General features: G+C 47.8%; 17 protein-coding genes. 10 read left to right on the forward strand and 7 right to left on the reverse strand.

Annotated features, from left to right (window positions below):
• Window positions 1-159: 159 nt before the first annotated feature.
• From B5G40_RS14355 to B5G40_RS14370, 4 genes are all read right to left on the reverse strand, one after another.
• Window positions 160-972: a hypothetical protein gene (locus B5G40_RS14355; protein ID WP_087400230.1), complete on the reverse strand. Its 813-nt coding sequence runs from the start codon at window positions 970-972 to the stop codon at window positions 160-162.
• A 3-nt stretch (window positions 973-975) separates the two neighbouring features.
• On the reverse strand, window positions 976-1881 hold the full coding sequence (locus B5G40_RS14360; protein ID WP_087400232.1) for a hypothetical protein: 906 nt from the start codon (window positions 1879-1881) through the stop codon (window positions 976-978).
• A 90-nt stretch (window positions 1882-1971) separates the two neighbouring features.
• Window positions 1972-3108 (reverse strand): tyrosine-type recombinase/integrase, encoded by a 1137-nt coding sequence (locus tag B5G40_RS14365; protein ID WP_087400234.1) that lies wholly within the window; start codon window positions 3106-3108, stop codon window positions 1972-1974.
• Between the two features lie 9 nt (window positions 3109-3117).
• Entirely contained in the window at window positions 3118-3336 is a 219-nt protein-coding gene (locus tag B5G40_RS14370; protein WP_087400236.1) for a helix-turn-helix domain-containing protein, read from the reverse strand.
• Between the two features lie 396 nt (window positions 3337-3732).
• Here B5G40_RS14370 and B5G40_RS14375 point away from each other — a divergent pair, with 396 nt between their 5' ends.
• From B5G40_RS14375 to B5G40_RS14385, 3 genes are all read left to right on the forward strand, one after another.
• Window positions 3733-3954, forward strand: coding sequence for a helix-turn-helix domain-containing protein (locus B5G40_RS14375; protein ID WP_087400238.1), 222 nt, complete (start codon window positions 3733-3735; stop codon window positions 3952-3954).
• A 32-nt stretch (window positions 3955-3986) separates the two neighbouring features.
• Window positions 3987-4238, forward strand: coding sequence for a hypothetical protein (locus tag B5G40_RS14380; RefSeq protein ID WP_087400240.1), 252 nt, complete (start codon window positions 3987-3989; stop codon window positions 4236-4238).
• 275 nt (window positions 4239-4513) lie between these two features.
• Window positions 4514-5137 carry an HNH endonuclease gene (locus B5G40_RS14385; RefSeq protein ID WP_087400242.1) on the forward strand — a complete coding sequence of 208 codons (624 nt, stop codon included), beginning with the start codon at window positions 4514-4516 and terminating at the stop codon, window positions 5135-5137.
• Between the two features lie 336 nt (window positions 5138-5473).
• On the opposite strand, the gene B5G40_RS14395 is transcribed toward B5G40_RS14385, so the two are convergent.
• Complete coding sequence (locus tag B5G40_RS14395) at window positions 5474-7111, reverse strand: recombinase family protein (RefSeq protein WP_343286738.1); 1638 nt, start codon at window positions 7109-7111, stop codon at window positions 5474-5476.
• A 244-nt stretch (window positions 7112-7355) separates the two neighbouring features.
• Between B5G40_RS14395 and B5G40_RS14400 the strand changes: the two genes are divergently transcribed.
• Together B5G40_RS14400 and B5G40_RS14405 are read left to right on the forward strand one after the other, a co-directional pair.
• On the forward strand, window positions 7356-7577 hold the full coding sequence (locus tag B5G40_RS14400) for a helix-turn-helix domain-containing protein (protein WP_087400244.1): 222 nt from the start codon (window positions 7356-7358) through the stop codon (window positions 7575-7577).
• A gap of 79 nt (window positions 7578-7656) precedes the next feature.
• Window positions 7657-8328 (forward strand): hypothetical protein, encoded by a 672-nt coding sequence (locus B5G40_RS14405; protein WP_087400245.1) that lies wholly within the window; start codon window positions 7657-7659, stop codon window positions 8326-8328.
• A 49-nt stretch (window positions 8329-8377) separates the two neighbouring features.
• On the opposite strand, the gene B5G40_RS14410 is transcribed toward B5G40_RS14405, so the two are convergent.
• Window positions 8378-9265 (reverse strand): hypothetical protein, encoded by an 888-nt coding sequence (locus tag B5G40_RS14410; RefSeq protein ID WP_087400247.1) that lies wholly within the window; start codon window positions 9263-9265, stop codon window positions 8378-8380.
• A 190-nt stretch (window positions 9266-9455) separates the two neighbouring features.
• Here B5G40_RS14410 and B5G40_RS14415 point away from each other — a divergent pair, with 190 nt between their 5' ends.
• From B5G40_RS14415 to B5G40_RS14435, 5 genes are all read left to right on the forward strand, one after another.
• Window positions 9456-10721 (forward strand): helix-turn-helix domain-containing protein, encoded by a 1266-nt coding sequence (locus B5G40_RS14415; protein WP_158099551.1) that lies wholly within the window; start codon window positions 9456-9458, stop codon window positions 10719-10721.
• Window positions 10722-10732: 11 nt separating this feature from the next.
• Entirely contained in the window at window positions 10733-12520 is a 1788-nt protein-coding gene (locus B5G40_RS14420) for a VirD4-like conjugal transfer protein, CD1115 family (RefSeq protein ID WP_087400251.1), read from the forward strand.
• A gap of 12 nt (window positions 12521-12532) precedes the next feature.
• Window positions 12533-13555: a hypothetical protein gene (locus B5G40_RS14425; RefSeq protein WP_087400253.1), complete on the forward strand. Its 1023-nt coding sequence runs from the start codon at window positions 12533-12535 to the stop codon at window positions 13553-13555.
• 17 nt (window positions 13556-13572) lie between these two features.
• Window positions 13573-14313, forward strand: coding sequence for a hypothetical protein (locus B5G40_RS14430; RefSeq protein ID WP_087400255.1), 741 nt, complete (start codon window positions 13573-13575; stop codon window positions 14311-14313).
• Window positions 14314-14403: 90 nt separating this feature from the next.
• Window positions 14404-14619: a hypothetical protein gene (locus tag B5G40_RS14435; protein WP_087400257.1), complete on the forward strand. Its 216-nt coding sequence runs from the start codon at window positions 14404-14406 to the stop codon at window positions 14617-14619.
• Between the two features lie 303 nt (window positions 14620-14922).
• On the opposite strand, the gene B5G40_RS14440 is transcribed toward B5G40_RS14435, so the two are convergent.
• Window positions 14923-16221 carry a tyrosine-type recombinase/integrase gene (locus B5G40_RS14440; protein WP_002586625.1) on the reverse strand — a complete coding sequence of 433 codons (1299 nt, stop codon included), beginning with the start codon at window positions 16219-16221 and terminating at the stop codon, window positions 14923-14925.
• Between the last annotated feature and the right edge of the window lie 223 nt (window positions 16222-16444).

A 16444-nucleotide genomic window follows, 5' to 3' on the forward strand; every position in this document is an offset into this window, starting at 1 on the left:
CACATTATTCTTCGTTATATATATGGCTGTTTTTCACGCCAAAATTTTTTCTATATGAAAAATCCAGTAAATTTTTTGTGAATTTTCTTGTTTTAAGGGCAAAAATACAAAATCAGGGGTACTCTCATGCCGAGAGCACCCCTGTGTTTCTCATTTAACTTACTGGTCACGGGACTTCCATTTATCCCCCAGCCAGATATGAACTGCCTTTTCCAGTTCAAAGTCGAAGCAGGGCTGAGCGGTGCGTTCCTTCAGGTAACGCTCCAGCTCCTCCTGGGGTACCACCTCCTCCAGATAGTCAATCAGCTTCAGATAGTCCTCACAGGAACCGTTATCGATGGTTCCGTCCATCAGGAACACCTCGCCGTCCTTGTGACAGATGTACGCCGCGGAGTGGCGGCAGCCATCCCAGGGCGTACCGTACAGGGCCAGCCGCATACAGCGCCAGGTCTCGTTGCGGGGATACTGGGGCTCCGACACCTCACCCAGGGCCAATGTCAGCTGATAGGTCACCAGACACTGCAGGATTTCCAGCGTCAAGGGATAATTGCGGGTCTTCTGCAGAAGCGAATCCAGCGTTTCGAAGAAAAGTTCCTCCGCTTGCGCCATCGTTTCGGGGACATTCCACCACTTGGGGTACACCTCGGCCGAAAGAAGGGTAAGATCCCAGTCCTCCAGAGTGGGGCTGTCACAGACGGTACCCTCGCGGATGGCTTCCAGAATATCCGCTTCGTGGAGCGCAATGTCCACGGACTTGTGCACTTCTCCCTCCAGCTGCATCACAGCGGCGTCGGCTTTCAGGGCGGGATAGGCCTCATACTGCAGAACCTGCATCAACGCCGTATCGCCCTCGGGTGACTGGGCAAGCAGCCGATGGAGCTGATGGAGAGCCGCCGTGACGGCCGCCCCCTTGGGGGCGGTCATCACGATACGGACCAGGTCGGCAACGGCGGGCAATTCAAAAAAGCTCATAGCTTAAACCTCCTTATAATACTTGGAAAGATTCTCCCGGAAGCGGGGCAGCTCCCAATAGCTGCGGAATTCGTCCCGCTCCGTCCATCCGAACATGGCGTAGAGAGCCAGCAGTTCTTGGGTGTCAGCATCTTCATCGCCGTGATCCATCAGGCAGCGCACCTTCAGGTCCAGCAGATGATAGAGACAGGTCACCAGGCGGTCGTGGTCCCAGGGAATGTCCATCTGGTGGAGCCGAGCGATGATGCGGGCGGTCAGATAGAGTTCCTCCACGGTGGCATCCGCCGTCAGCGTCCAGGGAGAGAGAATCCGCAGCTTCATGCCGTCGAAGCAGAGGAAGTAGATGGCATAGGCCTCGGCGCCGGCGTCGATACAGTTGGTAAGCTCCGTCCAGACGCGGAACTGATGGGTGGTCACCGGGTCAAAATTGGACTTCTGCATCTCCGGAACCGTGGCATAGAACAGCAGTTCCGCCACCTTGGAGCGGAGCGTCAGCGCTGCTTGATTTCTCGCCGCCTCCGGGAGAGCGGCCAGCCCCGCCAGCAGGTCATCCCGACGCTCCAGATAGTCCTCTACGCGGTTCAGTGCGGAAATCTCGGTCAGCAGTTCATCGGCCTTGGCATCGGTGCAAGGGCCGGGAGCCACAGGGCAGTCCAGGCGCTTCCAGTCGTCCAGAAGCTGCTTGCGTTCATCCGTGTCGGGTTGTTCAGCCAGGAATTTTTCCACCCGATCCAAGAGGAAGCGTTCCAGTACATCGCGGAACTGGCGGGCCAGGGGGACAATGCGCTCCCAGGGGGTGTCCCGGAGGAAGGTGCGCAGCATGGCGAGAGCGGAAGTCAGCACCTGCACGGAAATGGCGCTGGCCAGGGTCATGAGCACGGGGAGAATGCTCCATCGTTTATCTTTCATAGATATCGTTCCTTTCGATGTAAAATATAGGTTTGGCGTAATGGGATGAAATATCCTGTGGCGGACCACGAGGGCTGGATGCGGCATTTTTCATGCGGGAGCCGCCTCCTCCCGGGTGTCCGACTCATCCAGCACGGCCACTGCCTTTTCCAGGGCAGCGTTCTGGATGTGAAGATACCCGTCGGTGGTGGTGACGCGGCTGTGGCCCACCAGGCGGGCGATGGTCTCCATGGGGACGCCCTTGGCCTGGAGCATGGTAATGTAGGTGTGGCGGCAGCAGTGGGGCGTCAGAGCGCGGACGCCGGGAACCTGCTTGAGGGCCCCATAGTAGCGCTTGCGGAAGCTCTCGATGGTACAGGGGGTTCCCAGCAGCTTCTTGGCCCGAAGGACAAACAGCTTGCCGGCCCGTTTCCGAAGATCCACTGCGTAGGGACGAAAGCGGGGCGGAATGGGGATGGTGCGGATGCCGCGGCGGCTCTTGGGCGGGCCCAGAACCGGCTTGCCGTCCACCATCTTCACTGCCTTGTTGATGTCCACCCAGGAGCCATCCTCAGCGATGTCTGCCGCCGTCAGTGCTACCAGTTCCTGAATCCGCATACCGGAACCCAGCAGCAGGCGGATAGCGTTGCCGATGGCGTCGTCGGGAAGGTCCTCCATGAGACGTTCCACTTCTTCCGGCGTGAAGGCGTCCTTGGGCTGAGGGACCAGCTCCCCGGTGACGGCCTCGGCACGGATGGCCTTGGCCGCCCGAGCAGGATTGCGGTCCAGCAGACCATTGACCAGGGTGCTGTCCAGAATCTGAATCAGCATGGCGCGGCACTTGCTGATTTTGGAGTGGGAAAAACCCTTGTGCAGCAACCCCGTCAGATAGTCGTTGATGTCCATGGGACGGATGGCCGTCAGCTCTGCCTTGCCGAAATGATCCTTCAGATCCTGGAGGGTATACTTGTAGTTGGAGTAGGTGGAGGGCTCCACTTGGGTGCGGTAGTCCTCATACCAGCGGTCGGCCCACTGGGAAAAGGTCATGGGCGGTGCCTTTTTCTTCTGCTCCTTTTCAAGCTTGTAGTTCTGGATTTTCTGGAGGACTTCCCGTTTGGTTGGCGCGGTGAAGGAGATGATGTTTCGCTTGCCGGTGATTGGGTCGTTGCCGTCCATCAGTTGTCCGCGCCACTTTCCGTTGGGGGTCTGGGTAATATACCCCTCCCCGTGTGCGCGTTTTCCTGCCATGGCGCCACCTCACAGAGAGGCCATGTAGGAACGCAGATTTGGCGAGATGTGGGTTTTCATGTCCACCCAGGCCAGGAAAGCCTCCTTAGGAATGCGAACCCGGCTGCCAATGCGGAAGACGGGAAAATCCTGGCTGTGGGTCAGTTCGTAGACAGCGGTCTGGCTGACACCCAGATAGTCGCTGACTTCGCGGACGGTGAGATAGGTCTGTTCATTTACTTTACTCATGGTCGTATGTCCTTTCTGTTTTGGATTGAAAACAGAAAAACACCGTGCAGGTGAGTTCCCCTGCACGGTGTTGGCCATGAGTCTATGGCGATCCGCCGCCGCAAAATCCGAGTTTTCCGATTTTCCACTTGCGCCAGCTGGGAAAAACGGGTATACTGATCCTGCGGTGCGGATTTATATCCGTTGCATGGGTGCGCTACCACCTATGTAGGCATGCGAGAGCTGCAACTCTCGTATGCTACCGTGTTTTTTTGTTTTCTGTAATTAGTATAGCACGAGAAAATTCGTCTGTCAACACTTTAAATGTGTTTTAGCAAATATTTTTTCGCGGCAGAAAAATATAATCTTGTACTTCCCACATTGAAATGATAAAATGACAGCAACGGAGGGATAAAGATGTCTTGGAATTATGCACCCCTGTGGAAAATTTTGATTGATCGAAATATGAAACGCACGGATCTGCTTTCAAAAGCAAAAATCTATTCGCAGACATTGGCCAAAATGGGAAAAAACGAAGCTGTTTCTATGGACGCTTTGGGCCGCATTTGCCAGGCCTTGGATTGCAGAATTGAAGATGTTGTGGAGTTCGTACCAGAGAAAAAGGACAGCTGTAATTAATTTTCAGGCTTTATTTGTTAGGAGGTTCTCTCGTGGCAGATTTAAAGGAACTTGACCGAGAACTTGCCGCCATTTTATTAGAAGCAGTGCAGCGGCGCGAATTTAATGTGACATATAAGGAAGTCGCGGCTCGCCTCTCCCAAAGAATCGGTCGCAAGATTAATCCGCATTTTGGCCTGGCAAACGCATTAGGCGCAGTATCAACCTGCTGCTTCGAGTTAGACCTTCCGTTGATTTCTGCGATTGTGCGATACTCCGGCACAAGCAATAACATTCGGCCGTAGGCGAGGGCTTCTATCCCCTTGCCTGTGAATTGAAGCCGAAATATCGCGAGATGGATCCGACCGCCGCCTGGAAAGCGGAACTAAATCAAGTCCGCCAATGCGCAGAATGGTCACGCTTATCGGATTATTTGTCGGGCAAATCGGAGGTCACTCCATAAATAAAAGCCCCTGCAGTCAAAGCTCAGACCTTTGATCAGTGGTTATCATCCACTTCGACCTTGGCAGAAAGCTCAATTGGAAAATATGTGGGTGCTGTCGGTACCATCTCTCGTGATATGCTGTCACTGGGCGTTATTGCCAAACCGCTCGAGGATATGAGCATTTTTGAACTGGGTCGTGCTATATCGTCGATTCTAAATAATGCATCCTTCATAAATAAAAACAGCCGCGGAAACCATATGTATAGCAATGCTCTGAAGCAATATCGCTATTTCATGAAAAGCACTTGCGACACCCGTGGTCTCTCCGATGCGATTGCAACTGTCGAACAGGATAAGACGCTTTCCGTCACAGAGCGTCAGGCAATTGTACAGGCAAGAGTTGGACAAGGTGATTTCCGTAAAGCACTCATGGATAAATACAACGGCACTTGCGTCATTACCGGAATCAACCTTCCGCAGCTTCTTGTGGCAAGCCATATCAAGCCTTGGTCTGTCAGCGACAACTCTGAGCGTTTAAGCGCTAGCAACGGTCTTCTGCTCAGCGCCACCTATGACCGCTTGTTTGATAATGGCCTCATCACTTTCGATCGTACTGGGCAGATCTATTTGTCAAATGCGATTGGCACGGATAATTTAAAAAGGCTCCACCTAGAAAAAGGTATGCGTTTTGATTTGGGCATCTGTGGTAATATGCTTGAGTTTTTGGAATACCATAATGATGTCGTATTTGTAAAGTAGCGGAAGATGCCTATATCTATAGCACGACCTATCTATTGCCACCTTACGCCAGACACAACAGAGAATCTGAAATTCTGCAGGTATACTCACACATCAATAGGATTGAATACTTTTTGCATGGTACTGTTATGGAAATGGGAGATGCTGCTGTCTTTCGCTGTTTCGCACGCAATCCAGAAGCTGCCGGTGTTATGCCACGCCTCACATTCGGGTGTAGCGCGCCTGCTTTGGGAGCAGGATGCCGGGAGTTCAAGTCTCCCCACTCGGACCATGCGGAGTATCATTAAAGGATCTGAAAAGGTCTGCTGATGATACTCCGCATTTTTATTTCCAAGTTTATATAGCGATCTGTGTGGGGGCGTAGCTTAATGCTACGCCTTTCCTCGTTTCCAGCAAAATATCCCGCTCTGGGATTTTCCGGCGATCTGGCACCTCAAAGGCTCCAATGCAGTTGTAGTGGATTGTCACCCGCTGATTGGTAACACCGTCCTCCTTGACCGCAGGATAGACCTCGATGTACTGAATGAGCTCGGCAACCATGCGCTTCGTAATAGTGGTAGCGTCGGTGTATCGACGCACCGTTTCCAAGAAGGTGTCCACATCCATTCGCTTGTCTTCCAGCTTTTTCAACTCCAACCGCAGCGCCTTGATCCGTCCGGCGTTCTCGCCCTGCTCCTGCTCATATCGCTTGGACATTTTGGCAAACCGGGCATCGTCGATCTTGCCGGACACATTGTCCTCGTAAAGCCGCTCAAAGAGCATATCCAGCTCCCTATCCCGGGCCAGCAGCCCATCCAGCTCCCGCTTCTTGCGTACCCGGTCATTTTCCGCCACCTTTGCCGAGCGGCCCACCATCGCCTTGATAAAGTCATTTTCATACTCATTGGCGAAACAGGCCAGCCGGTGTACCTCGTAAAGCACGACCTGTTCCAAGAAGTCCAGCCGGATATAGTGGGTAGACGAGCATTTGCGGAGCCCAGAATTGTGGTTGTTGCAGCTAAAGAACTTGATGTCGTGGTTATTCTGGTTAAAGTGGAAAGTCAGGTTGCCGCCGCACTCCGGGCATTTCAGATAGCCGCAAAAGGCGCTGGACTCCTTTGTTACGGTAGGCCGCCTACGCCGGGTGGTTTGCAGGCTTTGCACCTTTTCCCAAGTCACACGGTCAATGATGGGCTCGTGGACATTGAGGAAGATGGCCCGGTTTTCTTCCGGGTTTTCAATCCGGCGCTTCATCTTGTAGGACTTGGAGTAGGTTTTGAAGTTGATCACATCGCCGCAGTATTCCTGCAAGGTGAGGATTTTTTTGACGGTGGTGTGGTTCCACTTGGTAGGCTCCAGCGTACTTTTGGAGCCGCCCTTGCTAATCCCCTCGCTGGTTCGATAGGCCGAGGGGTTCAGAGCCCCCATCGTCCCCAGCGCCGTGGCAATCTGCAAGGGGCCGTTGCCTTCCAAGGCCAGACGGTAGATGCAGCGCACCACCTCGGCGGCCTCCGGGTCAATCACCCAAAACCGGGGATCGTCCGGGTTCTTCATGTAGCCATAGGGCGGCGGAGAAAGCGGAATACCGGCGTTGCCTTTCATCTTATTGACGATCCGGTGTTTCTTAGAGATGTCCTTGGCGTAGTATTCATTCATAATGTTCTTGAACGGGGTGAAATCGTCCTCGCCCTCGTCGCTGTCCACGCCATCGGAAACGGCTACCAGCCGCACATCATGGAGCGGGAAAAACTCCTCGGTGAGCTTGCCCACCTCAATATAGTTCCGACCCAGCCGGGAGAGGTCTTTCACGAACACCGCCGAGATGTATCCGGCCTCGATTGCGGCGATCATTTTCTGAAAGCCGGGGCGTTTCATGGTGGTTCCGGTGATACCGTCATCCACGAAAAAGATGGTATTGGTATAACCCTTGTCCTTGGCGGCCTTTTGGAGAATTTTCTTTTGAGAAAGGATTTGTAAAGGGTAATTTCTGCAAATAAAACATTATATAAAAATATAAAACCTATCTTAACGAGCTAACCGTCGTTGAATTTACAATAATTCAACGATGGTCAGCCCTTACACACATCTCTACATATCGCCATCGCAATCCACTTTATGAATCATGCCATAAAAGATGCGACTCTCGCAATCGGATGCGATTATATATTGACAGAATGCGATTTATGGAGATATAATATAAATTGTTCAGCTAAAACAACATTACGTATGGTGGATAACTATGGCTATTTCATATAACAAACTGTGGAAACTGCTAATTGACAGAAAAATAAGCGCGGCAGAGCTACGAAAACAGGCAGACATAGCGCCTAACACTATGACTCGGATACGTAAAGAACAAGAAGTAACAATGCAGGTCCTATGTCGTATATGTGCCGTGCTTGATGTTGATTTTGGGGATATTATAGAATTTATTCCCGATGAACCACACATAAAAAAATAAAACTGGCTGAGTTTTTCATTTGGCTGTCGTTGTAAATCCCGAAAGGGAAACATCCCAATAATAAATGGAGGTTTTTACCATGACGAACGCCAATGAAAAAATGAATTTCTTGATTTCTAATGCAAAAGCAAATGTCAATCTTGCTGCAGTCTGCTTTCAGTTGATTAAGTCGGCTCCTGTCGATGAGCGTCCCAAGCTGTTGGAAGATTTTTTCGTAGGATATAAATCTACTCCGACAACGGGAGAACTCAAGCTTCCTATTACTATCTCCGATGAGGAAGAGCGCAAGTACATGATTCGTTACGGAAAGCTTGTTGACACTCACATGGAAGAACTCCAAAAGCAGAATCTCTCTGAGAAGGATTTCTACGCACAGCTCTGGACCTTCATCTGCGAGAGTCCGGTTCTTCCTAACGACAAGGCACGAATCATCGCTTTGTTCGACTGTGCAATCGATAAGCGCTTGCCATATTTTAAGCTGGATCGTGACCGTGTTCTCTCCATGGAGAATGAGGAGTACCAGGATGTCTGTAAGCAAATTGGCGATGATACGTTTGCTAAGCTGGAATTCATTCTCAACGGAGATTTTGACCAGAAAACGGAACAGGCCAGTCTTGTTGTTCAGATGATGGACAAGATGCCGGATTATACTCAACGTTGTGTCTTCCTTACCCGGATTATCGCTCATTACAAGCACGAACTGCTGCGGATGCACTTGAAGATGTCTGTGGATGCTCTCGCGGATGATTAAATGCAAATCCGGGGGCTGACCGCAATCAGCCCCCGGAATGATGGACTTTTCACTTCTGAGAACACTTCTTGCTTGCGCGAGTAGCACCCATCTTCCTGCAAAGCTTAACTGCACAGTTGTTGGAAGCCTTGGAGATCTTATCGCACAGCTCCTCAATAGAGGAATAAGCCGGCACATAATCATTGGTGAACTGTCCGAAGTATGTATTGTAGGAAATATCGAATACGGAGGATGCAGTTTCGAAGCAAGCCTCAGATACAGCATCCAAACCGATCTTATCAATTGCTTCGGCCAAAGCGCGGGTCTTCATGCAGCGATTATTGCTGTTAGTAATTACCTTAGTAGCCAGCAGGCTCACAAGCTCAAAGCGAGAACAGGCAGAACTGTTAGCCAGTGCCTTGAGAACAGTAGCGCGGTTTTCGCCCCTGTTCTCCTGGCGGATAATATCCGCCTCAATGTCGGTATCATCGGCAATCAGGCTCCACGCAACATCATCCAGGAAGTTGAATACGGAATTGTAATCAGGTTCCTTCGTGTCCACCGGAAGATCTCTGTCATTAGAGGGCTTAACGCTCTTCTTAAGAGACGGGTATGTTCTCTCCCACTTGCGGCAAATAGAAACCACTTCATTGTTGACCAAGGTGATGATGAAGGGAATCACAAAGCCGTTTTTGCAGGCAAGGATAGCATCCAACTTGCGAAGAATATGCATCGTAATGTCATCAGCGAACATATCAAAATCGTATCCGGTGGCGTTGATGAGATTACGATTGCGAACGCTCCGAAGAGCAACTTTGCTCAGGTATTCGAAGGTTTTCTCTGCAGCATCGTTGTAAGTAAAGTAATCGTTCTTAATAGTGGCAGCCGTAAGATTACGGGTTTTCAGAGAGTTAAGGAAATCCTTGTATTCCTTCTCAATCTTGATAGTAGCATTCATATGTATGCCCTCCGTTTTTGTATTCGAGGGCGATTTATGAACGATTTTGTTATCCCTGCCCTCTAATAATATTTTGAAACATGAGGGTAGAAACGCCGATAAACGGGCAGAAGTATATACTTAGAATGCGCATAGAGAAAAAGTAGAAGTAGAAACATCGTAGAATATGCATCGAAAGGAGGGCGAACGAATGACTACTGTCACATCAAACGGAAGAGTACGGCAGATTGAATGTGATCAGCTAGTAATTCCCGGAAAATGTATTGTCGATTTTCAAGAGCTAACCGTTCGGAAAGTGTCTAGTAGTTCTCCTGAGGATATTGATCCTAGACTTGCAATTCTTCTAGACATTTTCTATGTTCATCACGATCAGTTCCTCACGCTTGAGCAATTAGCTGATTTGCAATATGGATACACAGAGAGCGGTGTCACTGGATCGATAAAGGCTGATATAGGTAAACTTCGTGCCCTAATTGGAGATCAAAAACCTTTTTCTGCCATTGTGCATAAGAGCGGAAAAGGATACAAATTTGTGTACGGCGAAAAATCTCCAGCTAAACATTTAACGCTTGAAACCATTTTCAAAAGACTATCTATAGCAGGAGAAATTAATGTTATTTGCGTTGTATCGAGTGATGGAACCTTAATCATTGAAACAACCGCGAAGCCGTCTGCCAATGTTACTTGCGACTTTCTTATGCCGGATTCTGTTTTCGCCTTACCGCTTAGAAATTCTGACAAAGAAGAGTTTGTCTATGGAAAAATCAAATCTGCGAAGCAACAGTTGCAAAACTTTTATTGGCATTCCGCTATGCTTATGGATAAGATATGGGATATCTGCCACGAGAATGTTCGTGAGCGATTAATAAGAATTCAAAAGCTTAAAGGTATCACGGCCTTTTCTGCACCTTTACCCCATAGACTAGAAGATTTAGATGCATTTCCGCTCGATGCAAATAAGATGCTCGACTTGATACTAGAAAAACTCATTCTAGAAATTGAGAAGATGATATTTGAGCCTACTGTTATTCAATCGTTCTTTTCAAACACAAAGGTCGTATTGTCCAAAACAAATGCGATAGATGGCATTGTAGCGTCGTCTTTGATAGCAATGTATTTTTTATCTTTCGGATACGACCCGGAGCTCGACGAGAGCTTTTTGCGGGATGCAGATAGATACAAGAGTGCACTTCAGAAGAAAATCCGGGAAATATTTTTTTCAGAGACATCTCCTGACGCTTCCGATTTGGATGTATTCATCGCTTTGTGTAAATTAGCAAAAGAAGCTATGAGTGAGGTTTTGTCCGATCTTGATGACAAAAGAGAACGGATGAAAGATTTTGATAAGGTATTTGTTGAGAAACTAAATCTCAGTGAGATTTTGAGGAATTCCGGCATTAGATTATCAGATACATCTAATACTAGTGAAAATCAATCTCCTATTAAGTCTCGGTAAGGAGCAAGATTATGATAAATATCAACTCATCAGACTTTGAAAGGCCACAAGTTGTCTTTCAGAAGCATTCACATTTTGATCTTGAAACACATCGGTTCGGGGGAAAGGCTTCTTTCGATGGCCAATTGGGCGGTATCCCTCTCCTTTACGACAAGGATAAGAAAGCATTGGCTCTGGATCCATCCGATAGCCACACTATCGTATATGGCGCAACCGGCAGTAAGAAAACAAGAGCTTTTGTGATGCCCGCAATCAAGGTTCTAGGACATGCTGGCGAGTCGATGGTCATCAATGATAGCAAAGGTGAATTGTTTACAAGAACAGCCGGAGACCTGCAAAAAGAAGGTTACGATATCATCACGATTAATTTCAGAGATCCTGCGGTCGGCAATTCTTGGAATCCACTTCAAATTCCGTACCAGTATTATTTGGCGGGTGATATGGATAAAGCCGCAGAGTTTGCAAACGACATCGCAAATACGCTCATGCTGGCAGAGGTTTCTGACAAAGACCCATATTGGGATTATGCCAGTAGCGATGTTTGTTATGGTTTAATTTTGCTCTTGCTAAAATATTGCAAGGAGTACAATGCTCCTGAGGGATCTGTAAACATTGCGAACCTTATGGCATTGCGTCGTAAGCTTTATGCCAAGGGAACTATGTCTCAGAATACGCCGTTGTGGAACTGGGCATCTCAGGATGAGCTGGTTGCCGCAAGTCTCTCCGGCAGTGTTATGGCCCCCAAAGACACGATGAACAGTATTCTCGCCGTGTTCGACCAAAAGATGCGAAGCTTTACGATCCAGCCCACTTTGCTGGACATGCTTGCAAATAACAATATCGAGATCGAAAAAATCGGCGAACGAAAAACAGCCGTTTTCCTCATCACGCCTGATGAAAAAACTGCCTATCATCGTCTAGTCGCCCTGTTCATATCGCAAAGTTATCAATACTTGATTTATACGGCGATGCAACAAGGTGGTCGAGTTCCAAATCGGATTAATTATATTCTTGATGAATTCAGCAGTCTGCCTGCAATAGGCAGTGACTTTCCGAGCATGATAGCTGCTGCTCGTTCGAGAAATATACGTTTTTCCATTGTATGCCAGTCAAAAAACCAATTGGTTCGCAGATATCGCGAGGAAGCTGCTACCATCACAGCTAACTGTACAAACTGGATTTTCTTTGCATCCAGAGAACTGGATTTGCTGCGAGAATTATCTGAGCTTTGTGGGCAAAAAAAAGATCATACACCGAATGTTTCGGTATATGATCTGCAGCATTTGTCTAAAGAAAAGAATGAAGCTCTTTTGTTTACAGGTAGAATGAAGCCATGTTTGGTAAGTTTCCTAGATATTGATCATTTCCCCGAACGGAAATATGTAGTCATTGATATGGATACGCCTACCCGTATACAGCGAGCCCGTCTTGACTTTGCGGCGCTGAACAGTGAAAAGAAAGAACTGGAATGGGGAGAATTGATTGATTCCAATTCCCCACCAATGACTCCACCCACTGCACCGCAGCCGCACGGTGTTGACAGTTTGATTGCAAAGATTGATGCAAAAATTGCAGCGTTAGAAGCTGAAGAAGCAAGGGAGAAAAAAGGTGTTACACTTGGTGATAAAACAAGCCATACCGAAGACGACGAGAGCATGCCGACATTTGATATCGATAAGCTGCTGACTGGAATCAGCACCGAGAGTACAACATCTGATGAAGAATCATCTCAGATGTCTAGCTTAATGGATGCTATCATGAAGCGAAAAGACAGCATTAATATTTCCGATGAAGAGTAAGGGGGTAAAAACATGGCATATGAAGTAACAATCAATGCTTCTGGTGAAATGGATGCTGCCGAAGTATCTGCATCGACTATCGGCTATAGCCTCCCTATCTCCAGAATAAATCAAATAGTCCAGACAAAGCTGGCTGAAATTTCCGACGAGGACGTATATCAGGCCCGTGCAACCATAAGCGAAGTTGCTGAATTGGTTCATGAAGTTCTGAGTCAAAGTACCCCCCCCGGAACTGCTGATGACTGGCATAATTTTGCTGTCGATATAGCGAGGAGCGATTTGTATGACCTCTGCTGCGACATAATTGAAAAAGGACTGGAGATCTTCCCCAAGAACACGGACCTTTTGGCCGACTACCTGCAATATGGTATCTCTTGTGGCAGAATTGACCGTTGCAAAAATCATTACAAGATCCTCAGCAAAATCCCAAAGGTTCGTTATACTTGGCGTGCTTACAGCTTTTCCGTCAATTGGCTACAGTACCTTTGGGAAAGAAGTGATTCTGAAAAAGAATTAGAAAAACTGCAGAAAGATATGCAGGATTTAGTGATAGCTTTCCGCAATAATATGCCAGAAGACGAAGAAAGTTATCGCTGCGAGGCCGATATTTTCAAGCTCATTCACAACAGAAAAGAAGAAGAACGTGTTCTTAGATTGGCGCTTACAGAGCTAAAAATTGCCCCGAAGTGTGCGCTGCGTCTGGCTGATATATTGTTTGATCGTGGTGACTACGAGGATGCACTGATTCAAATTCAGCGAGGAATAAATGACGCAAATCAAACTCAAGCTTCTGTCAACGAGGGCTACCTTTACTATCTGCTTGGCTTAGCAAAAATGGCTGTGGTAATGCGCAACGGTGCCTCTTTTGATGAGGCAACTGCCAATGCTATATACGAGAACTTTGATATGGCTTTGCGAATGGATAAACGCGCAGCGTATCGCAAGACGATGGAAAATAAGACAAAGGTGGTTATCAGCAAGTCTAGTATTCCTGTGGATGAGAAATACGAAGAACTGGCATACCTTGTGCAGTAATTTCTGGAGGTGCCTGGATGCAATATACAGAAAGAGAAATTCTGGAACGAACAAATAGATTCTGCGAAAATCCCAAACCTTTTTTTCTCTCCGATGAACGTGAGTTTTTGCAGAATCTTGTCCTGGATTTATTGCACGAGAATGATCCCACAAATAAAGCTGGTTTGTTCGTGAGTATTTTCAAAATAATTACCGCTTCCAGTGCAGACAAAGATGATATAGCAATGTTATTTCGATCTGTCGGCTTTACCGCATACGAAAATGAGGAATATGATATTGCAGAAGCAGCATTTAAGGGAGCGGTTGCAATAAACAACGAACTTGCTGACAGAAACAACCTTGCGTACGTTATGCGCAAAAGCAAGAATCTTTCTGGTGCTCGCATTAAAGAAGTTATAGATTTGCTTTCTGATGGTATACAAATCAAAGAGCCTTACTGTCTTATCAATATGGCCCTCGTGTTTTCTGTTGCGCTTGGTACTGATAGTGACTGGGAAATTGCTGATACGTTGATTGCAATGGTTCAGACTGACTCTTCGGCTATCAACTGGTGGCAAGAGTTGGGAGAAAAAGATGACACTGAAGGATATCTTGTTCATCTGTGGTTGAATAGGCACAAAGTCATTGCTGAAAGCGGATTGGGTACAAGACAATTTTTGTGGGAAAAAGTCAGCACAGCGTATCCAAATGTTCCTGTTTGGTTGAAAACCGATGTAGATCAGGAGCCGGAACCTGCGCAAGATTCTGAACAAGACTAGGAAAAATCGAGTATTTTGATGGAGATTATTTCCCACTCCGCGTTGTATTAATCAGAAGGCAACTTCAAAATACAACTAGGAGGTACATATATGGGATACTTTAAGCCGTCTTCTTACACGATTGAGAACGCACTCCGGGAGGCCGCAAGGTACGAGGGCATCTATGTTGGCAACAACTATGTGACCAAGGACCATGGCAACTACATCGAAGTCTGTATCGATGCCGACAACCGCAAGGGCCATGTAAGCTTCGATCTGTATTTCGATGACAACGGCAAGCTGCTTCGCTGGGAAAAGCATTCTTAATCACAGAATCTTTCGGAGTGGAGCTGTTGCTCCACTCCATTTTTCCTTTTTTCAAAGTGACTGAAACAGGGGGCGTTTTATGATCCATCATATGAAGTTAAAGCCAATTCCTTTTCATCAAATGAAAGGAGGCGCAAAAACAATCGAGCTCCGGCTATACGATCCGAAACGACAACAAATTAGGATTTAACTATCTAATCCTCAAAAACCATTGATTTTTCAAGGCTTCACGCCTGTTTTTCATTCAAACCTTATCTGTTTGCCCTTGTTTTTGCCCTTACGAGCCGAAACAAGGGCAACTTTTTATTCCCCGCCGACCACCTTATCCAGCAGCCTTGCGGAAGTGCGCTTCGCTTCCCTTGTAGAGTGAGCGTAGATGTTCATTGTGGTACTGACATCGGAGTGTCCGAGAAGTTCCTGCACATCTTTCGGCTTTGCGCCGCCGGAAAGCAGATTGCTTGTGTAGGTGTGACGGAGCGTGTGGAAATGGAAATCTTCAAGCCCTTTCACTTTCTTCTTTGCCGCCCTGCACATAATCCCTACCGTACTCGGCGCTTCATACGCCCCGTCTGCTCTCAGGCAGACAAAGGAGATTTCCTTGTAATCCTCCGGGACTTCCTCTGTCCTTTGCAGGCTGTAAACCTCATAATAGGTGCGCCCTTTTTCCTTTACTTCTTTGTAGTAGTTCAGGTGATAAAACTCCCCGTAGCGGAAACGGTTTTTGCGCTGTTCTGTTCTCGCCGCCCGCAGGATTGCCGCCAGCGTGTCGCAGAAATCAACGGTGCGGACTTTGCTCCGTTTTGTCGTTCCCACTTCGGTTGTGTGCCTTGTTCCGTTATAGCGCATGCTTCGGCGTACCGTGAGATATTGTTCCTCAAGGTTAATATCCTGCCAAGTCAAGCCGCATACTTCCCCGATACGAAGCCCCGTGTAGTACGCTATCTGCACAGGCAGCAAGGCGGGATTATCTTTTGCCTTGAGAAATTCCTCCAGCTTTTGGAACTGTTCATGGGTGATAGTAGGAATACTGGAAGTATCTTCCTCACTGTCCGAGAAAATATCCGTTTCCTGCTTCCTGCCCCTCAGCTTCACATACTGCATAGGGTTAAAGGTAATCAGTTTTTTCGGGAAAACCGCAAAGCGGAAGGAATTTTGCAACACCGCCGAGAACAGGAGCATATATCCTTTGCTCATGGGCTTTGAAGTTGTCCCGTCCGGGTTTGTCCCACCGTAGCTCAGAAAATCAATGAACGCCTGCAAATGGTCGGCGGTCACGGTTTTCAGCTTGCGTTTGCCAATGGGATATTGCTTGATACGGTTGACCGTTCCCTGATAGGACATGACCGTCCCGTTGCTTAAGTTGCCGGGTTTCAGTTCTTCCTCTACCCACATATCCAGCATATCGCCTACCGTGATGTTTTCCGCTTTCCCGACAAACTGCTTTTCCTCATAGTCCGCTATCGCTTTGCGGAGCATGGCTTCTGTTTCCGCCTTGCTCTCTGTGCCTGCAAACTCTTTCTGCACTTTTCTGCCGCTTTCATCTTCAATATAAAAGCGTCCGTACCACTTTTTGCCTTTCTTTCTTACAGAACCTTTTGCCATAGATAAAAAACTCCTTTCTATCCGTGGCAATCGGGACTGTGACATATGGTGTGCGTAAAGTAATTGTGTCACTTCCGCCAGTGAAAGTCAACTGGCGTCTTTACTTGTCAACGCCTCATGAAATGCCATCACAGCTGAGAATGAAAATATAGTCTGTGCGTTAACCGAAGGATTTGCTAAACTGAATACAGCAGGCGTAGTCCGGTTGCACCTTGGTGGATTT

Origin of the sequence: Flavonifractor sp. An9 (assembly GCF_002161245.1) — a bacterium.
In the GTDB taxonomy this organism is placed as follows: domain Bacteria; phylum Bacillota; class Clostridia; order Oscillospirales; family Oscillospiraceae; genus Flavonifractor; species Flavonifractor avicola.